The sequence below is a fragment of the Bacillus sp. RC240 genome, assembly GCF_044907945.1.
Taxonomy (GTDB): domain Bacteria; phylum Bacillota; class Bacilli; order Bacillales; family Bacillaceae_G; genus Bacillus_A; species Bacillus_A mycoides.
In genome coordinates this window covers 12,457-24,701 of the sequence record NZ_JBIYCT010000009.1, presented here as the reverse complement: position 1 = coordinate 24,701, position 12,245 = coordinate 12,457, and the positions used below count along the sequence as shown (strand labels likewise).

At 35.5% G+C, this 12,245-nt stretch carries 8 protein-coding genes and 1 other annotated feature; all 8 genes read left to right on the top strand.

Annotated elements, in window-relative coordinates; genetic code table 11:
- Position 1: 1 nt before the first annotated feature.
- The 8 genes from ABH955_RS22915 to ABH955_RS22880 all read left to right on the top strand — a co-directional run bounded on the left by ABH955_RS22915 (position 2) and on the right by ABH955_RS22880 (position 12,205).
- Positions 2–541, top strand: a complete 540-nt coding sequence (locus ABH955_RS22915; protein WP_002129333.1) for a CvpA family protein — start codon at positions 2–4, stop codon at positions 539–541.
- A 55-nt stretch (positions 542–596) separates the two neighbouring features.
- Positions 597–2,315: a DNA polymerase/3'-5' exonuclease PolX gene (gene polX / locus ABH955_RS22910; RefSeq protein WP_002129332.1), complete on the top strand. Its 1,719-nt coding sequence runs from the start codon at positions 597–599 to the stop codon at positions 2,313–2,315.
- A 19-nt stretch (positions 2,316–2,334) separates the two neighbouring features.
- A complete protein-coding gene (locus ABH955_RS22905; RefSeq protein ID WP_404491709.1) occupies positions 2,335–4,695 on the top strand; it encodes an endonuclease MutS2 in 2,361 nt (786 codons plus the stop codon).
- A gap of 196 nt (positions 4,696–4,891) precedes the next feature.
- Positions 4,892–5,581, top strand: a complete 690-nt coding sequence (locus ABH955_RS22900; protein WP_404454213.1) for a 23S rRNA pseudouridine(2604) synthase RluF — start codon at positions 4,892–4,894, stop codon at positions 5,579–5,581.
- A gap of 107 nt (positions 5,582–5,688) precedes the next feature.
- Positions 5,689–5,939: a binding site (T-box leader), on the top strand.
- A 113-nt stretch (positions 5,940–6,052) separates the two neighbouring features.
- Positions 6,053–7,378: a branched-chain amino acid transport system II carrier protein BrnQ6 gene (gene brnQ6 / locus ABH955_RS22895; protein ID WP_404454211.1), complete on the top strand. Its 1,326-nt coding sequence runs from the start codon at positions 6,053–6,055 to the stop codon at positions 7,376–7,378.
- A gap of 488 nt (positions 7,379–7,866) precedes the next feature.
- Positions 7,867–8,577 carry a heme uptake protein IsdC gene (gene isdC / locus ABH955_RS22890; RefSeq protein ID WP_016120874.1) on the top strand — a complete coding sequence of 237 codons (711 nt, stop codon included), beginning with the start codon at positions 7,867–7,869 and terminating at the stop codon, positions 8,575–8,577.
- 23 nt (positions 8,578–8,600) lie between these two features.
- Entirely contained in the window at positions 8,601–9,059 is a 459-nt protein-coding gene (locus ABH955_RS22885) for an NEAT domain-containing protein (protein WP_002145465.1), read from the top strand.
- A gap of 32 nt (positions 9,060–9,091) precedes the next feature.
- On the top strand, positions 9,092–12,205 hold the full coding sequence (locus ABH955_RS22880) for an NEAT domain-containing protein (protein ID WP_404491707.1): 3,114 nt from the start codon (positions 9,092–9,094) through the stop codon (positions 12,203–12,205).
- Positions 12,206–12,245 lie beyond the last annotated feature (40 nt).

The window sequence follows — 12,245 nt, the reverse complement described above, 5'->3', positions numbered from 1 at the left end:
CATGATTGATATTATTATCATTTTATTGCTTGTTATGGGATTCTTCCTCGGTTTACGCAGAGGATTTATTTTGCAACTTGTAAAGTTAACAAGCTTTATTATCGCATACCTCGTTGCATACTGGTATTGTAAAGATTTAGCGCCAGCACTTGCGAAAATTATTCCGTATCCATTTGATAAGAATGTTTCTGTTCCAGAATGGATAGATGCGAATAATATTGAGGGTGTCTTCTATCAAGCAATTGCGTTTATCGTATTATTTATTATTACAAAAATCGCACTTTCACTACTTGGTAATTTACTGAATATGTTTGCAGAAATCCCAGTTTTAAAGCAAGTCAATGCGGTTGCTGGGGCACTTCTTGGCTTTTTAGAAGTGTATATCATTCTGTTTGTCTTAATTATTGTTGGAACAATTCTTCCAATTGAACAAATACAAACACCATTACAAAAATCATCAATTAGCAAAATAATTGTAGACGATACACCGATTCTTTCTGAAAAGGTGAAGGAACTATGGCAGACAGGTAGCAGAGTGTAACTTCTCTTTTTTCGGAAAGAGAAGTTTTTTTCTATGAAAGAAAGGCGGGGCAATGATGAAAGTGAATAAAAAACAAGTTATCAAATTACTAGAGACAATCGGCCTATTTATGGAACTAAAGGGCGCGAATCCATTTAAAATATCTGCATTCCGTAAAGCGGCGGCAGCACTAGAAAGTGATGACCGTAGTCTTTCTGAAATTGAAGATTTCACAAAGATTCCAGGTATCGGAAAAGGAACGGCAGCAGTTATTCAAGAATATATAGAATCGGGAACATCTGAAGTACTACAAGAACTTGAAAAAGAAGTACCAAGCAGTTTATTACCACTATTAAAACTACCAGGCCTTGGTGGTAAGAAGGTGGCCAAGTTATACAAAGAACTTGGTGTTGTTGATATGGAAACGTTAAAAGCTGTTTGTGAAGAAAATAAAGTACAAGCTTTAGCTGGATTCGGTAAGAAAACAGAAGAGAAAATATTAGAAGCAATTGATCAAGTAGGCTCTCGTCCAGAGCGTTTACCAATTGCGATGGTATTGCCTATTGCCGGGGAAATAGAGGAGAAATTGTCGAATGTTGCTGAAATAATTCGTTTCTCACGCGCTGGTAGTTTACGCCGTGTTCGTGAGACAGTGAAGGACTTAGATTTCATCATTGCAACGACAGAGCCAGCAGTAGTGCGTGAACATTTACTACAATTTGATAATATGATTGAAGTGATTGCAAGTGGAGATACGAAAGTATCTGTTCGTCTTCAATATGAATATGATATTTCAATTGACTTCCGCTTAGTAAAACCAGAAGAATTTATTACAACTCTTCACCATTTCACCGGATCAAAAGACCATAACGTAAAAATGCGCCAAATTGCGAAAGATAGAGGCGAGAAAATTAGTGAATACGGTGTGGAAATCTTAGACACAGGTGAAGTGAAAACATTCGAAACAGAAGAAGCATTCTTCGCCCACTTTGGCCTTCCATTCATCCCACCAGAAGTGCGTGAAGATGGAAAAGAAATTGAATTAATTAAAGAGTATCCGAACTTAATTCAGTTCTCTGATATACAGGGTGATTTACATATGCATACAACGTGGAGTGACGGTGCTTTTTCAATTGAAGAAATGGTACAAGCGTGCCGCGCTCATGGATATAAATTTATGGCAATTACTGATCACTCGCAATACTTGAAAGTAGCGAACGGTTTAACGAAAGAGCGTCTTCGTGAACAAGCGAAAGAAATTGAACGTATGAATGAAAAGTATCCAGACATTACAATTTTGCGCGGGATTGAAATGGACATTTTACCAGATGCGACACTTGATTTTGACGATGAAGTATTAGCAGAACTAGATTATGTCATTGGAGCTATTCACTCAAGCTTCTCACAAGACCGTGAAACGATTATGAAGCGTCTTCGCACTGCACTTGAGAATAAGCATGTCACAATGATTGCCCATCCGACAGGACGTCTTCTTGGGCGCCGTGAGGGTTACGATGTAGATACAGATTTATTAATCCAGCTCGCAAAAGAAACAAATACAGTTTTAGAATTAAATGCAAATCCAAACCGTCTAGATTTAAGCGCGAAATTATTAAAACAAGCACAAGATGCTGGTGTAAAAGTAGCGATTAATACGGATGCCCATACACTTGAAATGTTAGAAGATATGGAAACAGGTGTAGCAGCAGCGCGTAAAGGTTGGATTCAAAAAGATAACGTGATTAACACATGGGATATTGAACGTTTATTAGACTATATTAAACGTAATAAGTAATACAGGGGGGACCTGCAACATGTTAGAACGAACGTTGCGTGTATTAGAATACAATAAAGTAAAAGAACAATTACTTGAACATACAGCATCTTCACTTGGTCGTGATAAAGTGAAGAATTTAGTGCCAAGCACAGATTTTGAAGAAATTGTGGAATTGCAAGAAACAACGGATGAGGCAGTGAAAGTCATCCGTTTAAAAGGACATGTACCACTTGGAGGGATTTCTGATATTCGTTCAAATATTAAGCGTGCGAAAATTGGAAGTATGTTAAGTCCTTATGAATTAATTGAAATCGCAAGTACGATGTACGGTAGTCGCCAAATGAAACGTTTCATTGACGATATGATTGACAACGGTGTTGAGCTTCCAATTTTAGAAACACATGTCGCGCAAATTGTGTCTTTATATGACTTAGAAAAGAAGATTACAAATTGTATTGGTGACGGCGGTGAAGTAGTCGATAGCGCAAGTGACAAATTGCGTGGTATTCGTAATCAAATTCGTACTGCGGAAAGCCGTATTCGTGAGAAATTAGAAAACATGACGCGTTCTTCAAACGCGCAAAAAATGTTATCAGATGCAATTGTAACGATTCGTAACGAACGCTACGTAATCCCGGTAAAACAAGAATACCGCGGCGTATATGGTGGTATTGTTCACGATCAATCTGCTTCTGGACAAACATTATTTATCGAACCGCAAGTAATCGTGGAATTAAATAACGCACTTCAAGAAGCACGTGTGAAAGAAAAACAAGAAGTAGAACGCATTTTAATGATGTTAACGGAAGAAGTGGCAGTGGAAGCTGATATTGTTTTATCAAACGTAGAAGTAGTTGCAAATCTTGATTTTATTTTTGCGAAAGCTCTTTATGCGAAGCGAATTAAAGCGACGAAGCCAATCGTAAATAATGAACGCTACATGGATTTAAAACAAGCACGCCATCCGCTTATTGATCCGGAAATTATCGTGCCAAATAACATTATGCTTGGTAAAGACTTTACAACAATCGTTATTACAGGACCGAATACAGGTGGTAAAACAGTTACACTTAAAACAGTCGGTATTTGTGTCTTAATGGCGCAATCTGGTCTTCATATTCCAGTAATGGATGAATCAGAGATATGTGTATTTAAAAACATCTTTGCTGATATCGGTGATGAGCAATCGATTGAACAAAATTTAAGTACATTCTCTTCTCATATGGTAAACATTGTAGATATTTTAGAAAAAGCTGATTTTGAAAGTTTAGTCCTATTTGATGAATTAGGTGCTGGGACAGATCCGCAAGAAGGGGCTGCACTAGCGATTTCTATTTTAGATGAAGTATGTAACCGTGGTGCTCGCGTTGTTGCAACGACGCATTACCCAGAATTAAAAGCATATGGATACAATCGTGAGCAAGTTATTAATGCGAGCGTTGAGTTCGATGTGAATACATTAAGCCCAACGTACAAATTATTAATCGGTGTACCAGGACGTAGTAACGCCTTTGAAATTTCGAAGCGTCTTGGTTTGTCTGATCGAGTTATTGATCGCGCTCGTAACCATATTAGTACAGATACGAACAAAATCGAAAATATGATTGCAAAGCTAGAAGAAAGCCAAAAAAATGCAGAGCGCGAACGAAAAGAAGCGGAAGAGCATCGTAAGCAATCTGAAAAACTTCATCGTGAATTACAGCGTCAAATTATTGAATTTAATGATGAGCGCGATGAAAAATTATTAAAAGCGCAAAAAGAAGGGGAAGAAAAAGTCGAAGCTGCGAAGAAAGAAGCAGAAGGCATTATTCATGAACTTCGTCAATTGCGTAAAGCACAGCTTGTAAATGTGAAAGACCATGAGCTTATTGAAGCGAAGAGCCGTCTAGAAGGGGCAGCGCCAGAGCTTGTGAAGAAACAAAAAGTACATGTGAAAAATACAGCGCCGAAACAACAATTACGATCAGGTGATGAAGTAAAAGTGTTAACGTTCGGTCAAAAAGGTCAATTACTTGAAAAAGTAAGTGATACAGAGTGGAGCGTACAAATTGGTATTCTGAAGATGAAAGTGAAAGAATCCAATATGGAATACATTAATACACCGAAGCAAACTGAGAAAAAAGCAGTCGCAAGTGTGAAGGGTAGAGATTATCACGTGTCGTTAGAGCTAGACCTTCGCGGCGAACGTTATGAAGATGCAATGATGCGCGTTGAAAAATATTTAGACGATGCACAGCTTGCAAGCTATCCTCGTGTATCAATTATTCACGGCAAAGGAACAGGAGCGCTTCGCCAAGGTGTACAAGATTACTTGAAGAAACATCGCGGCGTGAAAACCTACCGCTACGGTGATATGGGCGAGGGAGGCCTAGGCGTAACAGTTGTCGAATTAAAATAGCAAACAACCAAACAAAAGGGGAAACCATTATATGTTTATGGACAAACTTGCAAAAGTATTGTTAGCTTGTTGCGGAATATTTTTGGTAATTGGGGTTATTTATTTAGTTGTTTTTGCGAAGTAAAGGAGCGTCAATCTTGGCATAATGATATTGCCATGGATTGACGCTTTTAATCTATAAGAAAAGGAATAAAACATGAAAATCAACCAATACATAAGCGAAGCAAAATCCTGCTCAAGACGTGAAACAGACCGTCTCATTAAAGCAGGACGTGCCTGTATTAACGGTGAAGTATGTACGCACGGTGCACTCGTTAATGAAGGTGATATTGTAACGATTGATGGGCAAGTTATTGCAAAAGAAGAGAAAGAAAAGGTGTATATTGCCTTCCATAAACCAGTTGGAATTACTTGTACAGCAGCCGATCATATTGAAGATAATATTATTGATTATATCAATTATCCAGAGCGAATCTTTCCTGTTGGACGATTAGATAAAGCATCGGAAGGACTCATTTTATTAACGAATGATGGCACGATTGCGAATCAAATTTTGCACAGTGATCATGAGCATGAGAAAGAATATGTTGTCACTGTTGATAAGCCGTTTACAGATTGGTTTATTGATGAGATGTCCAGCGGTGTAAAGATTAAAGATGGAATGACGAAGCCATGTAAAGTGACGAGAGTTAATCAGTCTACATTCCGCATCGTTTTAACGCAAGGAATGAACAGGCAAATTCGTAGAATGAGTCGTGCTTTCGGATTTACTGTAACAAAGCTAAAGCGAGTGCGCATTATGAATATAGAGCTAAATGAGCTTGAAGCTGGAAAATGGCGAGACATTACACCTAAGGAATTAGAAATATTAATAAGGCAGTTATAGGGAGGAAAGTTTTCTCCCTATATTTTTTTGTCAGAAAAAATAAAACTATTGATTTTTTAAAAAATAGCCCATATAATAAAAAACAACAAGTTTCGACAACATATTTTATAAAAGTAATGATGAGGACATGAGTTGTTTTTGACGATTTTCAGAGAGGGAAGCCTTAGGCTGTGAGCTTCCTAATACGGAAAGACAAACTTACCACCTCTAAACTTCAAGAGTGAACTGCAGATGCATTGTAATTCTTGGCGGATAAAACCGTTATCAATTTACACGAGCTATAAAATGAGCTTATTTCGTTATAAATTCATTTTATTAGAATAAGGGTGGAACCACGATTTCAACACTCGTCCCTTTGTTAGGGACGGGTGTTTTTTGCGTTCTTTTACGGGGAAGTATGCTTGAAAGAGGATATGTGACGGATTTTAATTCAGAATATTTTGTCAATAAAATAATTAGGAGGTAGTAGAAATGAAGTCATCTTTAAAGTTTTCTGAGATGTTTGCAATAAGCTTAATGTTATTTGCACTGTTTTTCGGTGCCGGTAATATGATTTTCCCACCAGCGTTAGGGCAAGGTGCTGGAACAGATGTATGGATCGCGTTATTTGGCTTTATCGTAACAGGTGTAGGACTGCCTTTATTAGGAGTTATTGTTATAGCTCTAAAGGGAGATATTAATGAATTAGCAAGACGTGTACATCCTGTATTCGCGCTAATTTTCATTACTGCAATTTATTTATGTTTAGGCGTATTTGTTAGTGTGCCACGTACAGGGACTGTTGCTTATGAAATGAGTGTTGCACCGTTTTTACCAAGTGAGATAGCTGGTCAATCCTATCCACTTGTTATCTTTACATTTATTTTCTTTGCAGTAACTTTCTATTTAGCATTAAACCCATCGAAATTAGTGGGGCGCATTGGTAAAGTGTTAACTCCAATTTTATTAGCTGTTATTGCAATTATTATAGCGAAAGCAATTATGACTCCAATGGGAGAGTTTGGTGCCCCTACAGAAGCGTATAGTGCCCCGCTCTTTAAAGGTTTTATTGATGGATATTTAACTTTAGATGGACTTGCAGCACTTGTTTTCGGAAATGTTGTGATCAATGCTTTAAAAGCAAAAGGCATTACAAATAAGAACAGTATTGCGAAAGTAACAATCTTTGCAGGATTTATTGCAGCACTTGGCTTACTTCTTGTTTATTTAGCACTTGCTTACCTTGGAGCTTCAAGTGTTTCACTTGGAATGGGAGCAAACGGCGGAATTATTTTAACAAACGTCGTGAATCATTTATTTGGTAGCTACGGAACATTATTACTAGGTATCGCAATTACAGCAGCATGCTTAACAACTTCTGTCGGTATTGTAGCAGCTTGTGGAGAATATTTTTCTTCGTTATTACCAAAGCTTTCTTATCAAAAAGTCATTTTCATTTTCTCTGTATTAGCATTTATGGTAGCAAATCTTGGTTTAACTCAGTTAAACGCATTAGCATTACCAATCTTAATTGCAATTTACCCAATTGGTATCGTACTGATCGTATTATCACTTGTTGAAAACTATATTCGTCTTCCATTAGCTATGTATGTAGGCGGTATTGTAGGCGCATTTGCAATTAGCTTCTTTGATGGATTGCACAATGCGAATCTGCAAATTGCAGCATTAGCACCTATTTTAGAGAAGATTCCATTATATAGTGTAGGGATTGGCTGGTTAGTTCCAGGTATGATCGGTATAGGAATTGGTTATATAGTTCCTAAGTTTCAAAAGCAAAAAATTGCTGTAGAAAAATAGAGAAAAGAGGCTTTCTATGAAAGAAAGTCTCTTTTTTTGTAGGGAAAGCCGTATATAGAGAAATTTAGATATTAAAAATTTTATACATAATATAGTTGACAAAAAAATTAGCATTAGGCTAAGATTGACTTAGTTGTGGAAATGTTGGAAGGGAAGTGACGGGGGCAAGGGAAGAGGTTTTCTATGACTATATCATTTTTGAAGAAGGGGTGATGGAACAGTAGAATAGGTAGTTTATTTTTTTTGTAGTCTGTTGAGAATGATAATCAGTAAAATGGTTAAATTATTTTAGATTGCTTTTTATAGGGAATATTGAGGGATATTATATTTTTTGACCTCTAGTGAGAATGATAATCAATGATACTTATATTACATAAAGTAATGACAATTAAATAAAGGTAGAAGAGATTATTTTTTTCTTATAAATTGAGAATAATTATCATTTTCAAATTATAAAACGAAAGATAAACAAGGAGGAAGTAAGCAAAATGAGAAAGTTTTCAGTATTATCCGCATTTATTATAACGTTAGTATGTATGCTAGCTTTTCTCGTAATGCCATCTGGACAAGCTTCAGCAAAATTAGCTGACGGTACTTACGATATTAACTACGTTATCAAAAAGGCGGAAGATGATTCAGCTTCAATGGCAAATGATTATTTTGAAAAACCAGCTAAGTTAATTGTGAAAAATGGTGAGATGAGAGTACAAGTTCCAATGAATCATAGTGCTTGGATTACAGAATTTAAAGCACCAGATAATGGGAACTTCGTTGATTCAAAAGTAATTAGCAAAGACGAAGCAGCAGATAAAAGAACGGTTGAATTTAAAGTTGATGATTTATCTAAACCGTTAGGAGTAAAAATTCATGTTGTTGTACCAAGTGCAAACTATGACCATCATTACACAGTTCGCTTTGCATTTGATGCGAATGTAAAAGCTGTAGGTGGCGATAAAGGTGTAGCTGGTGTAACAAAAACTGATGATCAAACTAAAAAAGATGGCCAAGTAAAAGAAGAGCAAAAGAAAGAAGAGAGCAAAGCAACAAATAAAGATGCAAATAAAGGAACAAATGAAAGTGGAAAGGCTGAAAAAACAGATAACCCAAAAACAGGTGATGATGCTCGCATTGGATTATTTGCAGCGTTAGTTTTAATCTCAGGTATTTTCTTAGTTCGTAAAGTGAAGTTAAGTAAATAAATCTTTGGAAGGGCGATGAATATATGTTTAAACAATTTAAAATGATTATTGCCGTATTTGCTGTCTTATTTACGTTTATAGCAACACTAGGTTTACAAGATGCAAAAGCTGCTACACAACTAGCTGATGGAAAATATAATATTGCTTTTACTGTGTGGAAAGGCGATAAAGATGAATCATCTAGAATGAATAGTTATTTTGAAAGCCCAGCAACATTAACCGTTAAAAATGGAAAACAATATGTTTCATTTAAAGTGAAAGATAGTGCTTCTATTAAAAGTTTTCAAGTAGAAAAAGATGGTCAATTCTTAGAAACAACAGTCTTAAGTGAAAACAAAAAAGAGAATACTAGAGTAGTAGAATTTGAAGTTGCTGACTTGTCAGAAAAACTAAAAGGCAAGGTGAAAATTAATATCCCAATTATTAATTATAACGCTTCATATGATATTCGTTTTGTATTTGATGGGAACAGTATTAAATAATTGGAAATTTTTCAAAAAGGAGAGTCATTCTATTGAACAGATATTTTAAAATTGTCGTTGCAATGTTTTTAACCATATTTACATTCGTGTCGACACTACAACCACTTGCAGTTCAAGCAGCTACCCAATTAGCTGACGGTGAGTATTCAATTGGTTTTAAAGTTTTGAAAGATACATCAGATGAAGAATCAATGATGAATCAATATTCTGTAAGCCCTGGGACTTTGAAGGTGAAGGATGGGAAAAAGAAAGTATCCTTTACGTTAACGCATAGCTCATGGATTACGAAGTTTGAAACAGAAAAAGGTAGTCAATTCGTTGATGTAAATGTAGTTAGTGAAGATAAAGAGAGCGATACAAGAGTAGTAGAATTTGATGTGGAAGATTTAGAGAAAATATTAAATGCGAAAGTGAAAGTTGATATTGATGCTTTTAATTATCATCATTACTATGATATTCGTATTTCATTCGACCAAAATAGCATTACACCAATTCATGTAGAAAAACCAGATGAAAAAGAGGACCCAGCTAATAAGCCAGATCCAAATGAAAATCCGGATCCAAGTCAGAAGCCCGACCAAAAGCCTGACTCAGATCAACAACCAAATTCTAACACAATTAAAGATGGTGCGTACAGCATTCCATTTAAAGTATTAAAAGATCAAACAGATGAAGAATCTAAGATGAATACTTACATGGAAAATCCAGGGGTATTGAAAGTAGAAAATGGTAAGAAAAAAGCGATTGTAACGCTAAAAAGTAGCTCATTAATTAAAAATTTCCAAACGGAAAAAGATGGTGCATTTGTTGATGCAAAAGTAGTGAGTGAAGATAAAGAAAAAGATACAAGAGTAGTAGAATTTGAAGTAGCTGATTTATCAAAAAAACTAAACACAAAAGTATTTATTGAGATGGCATCAAGAAACTACAAGCAAACTCATGACGTACAATTTGTATTTGAACAAGACAAGCTTGAACAAATTAAAAATGAAGAGAAACAACCGGATGAAGATAAAAAGCCGGATGCTGAAATAATTAAAGATGGTGCGTACAGCATTCCATTTAAAGTATTAAAAGATCAAACAGATGAAGAATCTAAGATGAATACTTACATGGAAAATCCAGGGGTATTGAAAGTAGAAAATGGTAAGAAAAAAGCGATTGTAACGCTAAAAAGTAGCTCATTAATTAAAAATTTCCAAACGGAAAAAGATGGTGCATTTGTTGATGCAAAAGTAGTGAGTGAAGATAAAGAAAAAGATACAAGAGTAGTAGAATTTGAAGTAGCTGATTTATCAAAAAAACTAAATACAAAAGTATTTATTGAAGTGGCATCGCAAGGTTACAAGCAAACTCATGACGTACAGCTTGTATTTGAGCAAGATAAACTTGAACAAGTTAAAAATGAAGAGAAACAACCGGATGAAGATAAAAAGCCGGAAGTAGAAAAACCGGATGGAAATAAGAACCCAGATGCTGAAACAATTAAAGATGGTGAATACAGCATCAATTTTAAAACATTAAAAGATCAAACAGACGAAATTTCAATGATGAACACATATACAAAAAATCCAGGTGTATTAAAAGTAAAAGATGGTAAGAAATATGTATCATTTACATTAACGAATAGCGCATGGATTACAAAGTTTGAATTTGATAAAAATGGTTCGTTTGTTGATGTGAATGTATTAAGTGAAGATACGAAAGCTGACACACGCGTAGTGGAAGTAGAAGTAGCAGATTTATCAAAAAAATTAAATGCAAAAGTAAAAGTAGACATCGATTCAATGAATTATCATCATTTCTACGATATTCAATTTGCATTTGATAAAGATAGCATTAAGCCGTTAGATAACCAAGGTGGAAACGACAACCAAAACGGAAACAATAACCAAGGTGGAAACGACAACCAAGGCGGAAACAATAACCAAGGTGGAAACGACAACCAAGGCGGAAACGACAACCAAGACAATAACACAACAATTGATCCCAATGCTCTTAAAGACGGTGAATACAGTATCGGTTTTAAAGTGCTAAAAGATAAAACAGACGAAATTTCAATGATGAACACATATACGAAGAGTCCAGGCGTATTAAAAGTGAAAGATGGTAAGAAATATGTATCTTTCACAGTAACGAATAGCTCATGGATTACAAAGTTTGAGTTTGAAAAGAATAATTCGTTTGTCGATGCGAAAGTATTAGGTACAAATAAAGAGCTAGATACAAGAGTAGTGGAAGTAGAAGTAGACGACTTATCGAAAAAGTTAAATGCAAAAGTGAAAGTTGATATTGATACGATGAATTACCATCATTTCTACGACATTCAATTCGCATTTGATAAAGGTAGTATTAAAGCTTTAGGCAACCAAGGTGGAAACGATAACCAAGGTGGAAATAACAACCAAGGCGGAAACGATAACCAAGGTGGAAATAACAACCAAGACGATAACAATAATCAAGGTGGAAATAATAATCAAAATGGACACACAATAGTTGATCCGAAAAATTTAAAAGACGGTCAATATGATGTTACTTTTAAAGTGTTAAAAGATAAAACGGATGAGATTTCAATGATGAATCAATACGTTGTAAAGCCAGCAAGATTAACAGTGAAAGATGGCAAGAAATATGTTGCGATGACACTGAAAAATAGTGCATGGATTACGAAGTTCCAAACAGAAAGTGCTGGTGCATTTGTTGATGCAAAAGTAGTGAGTGAAGATAAAAATGCAGATACGAGAGTAGTAGAGTTTGAAATTGATGAGTTATTTGCGAAATTAAATGCGAAAACAAAAGTAGATATCGATTCAATGAACTACCATCATTTCTACGACGTGCAAATTCAATTTGATACAAATAATATTGGTGCAGTAGGAACTATTAAAGAGGATCCGAAAAACGATCCGAAGAATGAACCGAAAAATCCAGTGAGTACACCGAAAGTAGACAATGTAAAAACAATCAGTAATCCTGATTTTAATCGAAATGCAGACGGTAAGAAGCAAAATGAAAATGTGAAGAATGATGTAAAAAAAGAGAAAAACTCAAAAACAGCAGATACAGCACAGATTGGAATGTATATGTTGCTATTACTAGGATCACTTGCTTTCTTAGTTCGTAAATATAGAGCAGGTAGACTGTAAAATTTGGAGTCTTGATGCATGGTTTCATGCATCAAGACTC

Excerpts from the sequence above, each read along its gene's own strand:
- polX (WP_002129332.1), top strand. The coding sequence starts at position 597 with ATGAAAGTGAATAAAAAACAAGTTATCAAATTACTAGAGACAATCGGC.
- brnQ6 (WP_404454211.1), top strand. The coding sequence starts at position 6,053 with ATGAAGTCATCTTTAAAGTTTTCTGAGATGTTTGCAATAAGCTTAATG.
- ABH955_RS22900 (WP_404454213.1), top strand. The coding sequence starts at position 4,892 with ATGAAAATCAACCAATACATAAGCGAAGCAAAATCCTGCTCAAGACGT.
- isdC (WP_016120874.1), top strand. The coding sequence starts at position 7,867 with ATGAGAAAGTTTTCAGTATTATCCGCATTTATTATAACGTTAGTATGT.
- ABH955_RS22885 (WP_002145465.1), top strand. The coding sequence starts at position 8,601 with ATGTTTAAACAATTTAAAATGATTATTGCCGTATTTGCTGTCTTATTT.
- ABH955_RS22905 (WP_404491709.1), top strand. The coding sequence starts at position 2,335 with ATGTTAGAACGAACGTTGCGTGTATTAGAATACAATAAAGTAAAAGAA.
- ABH955_RS22915 (WP_002129333.1), top strand. The coding sequence starts at position 2 with ATGATTGATATTATTATCATTTTATTGCTTGTTATGGGATTCTTCCTC.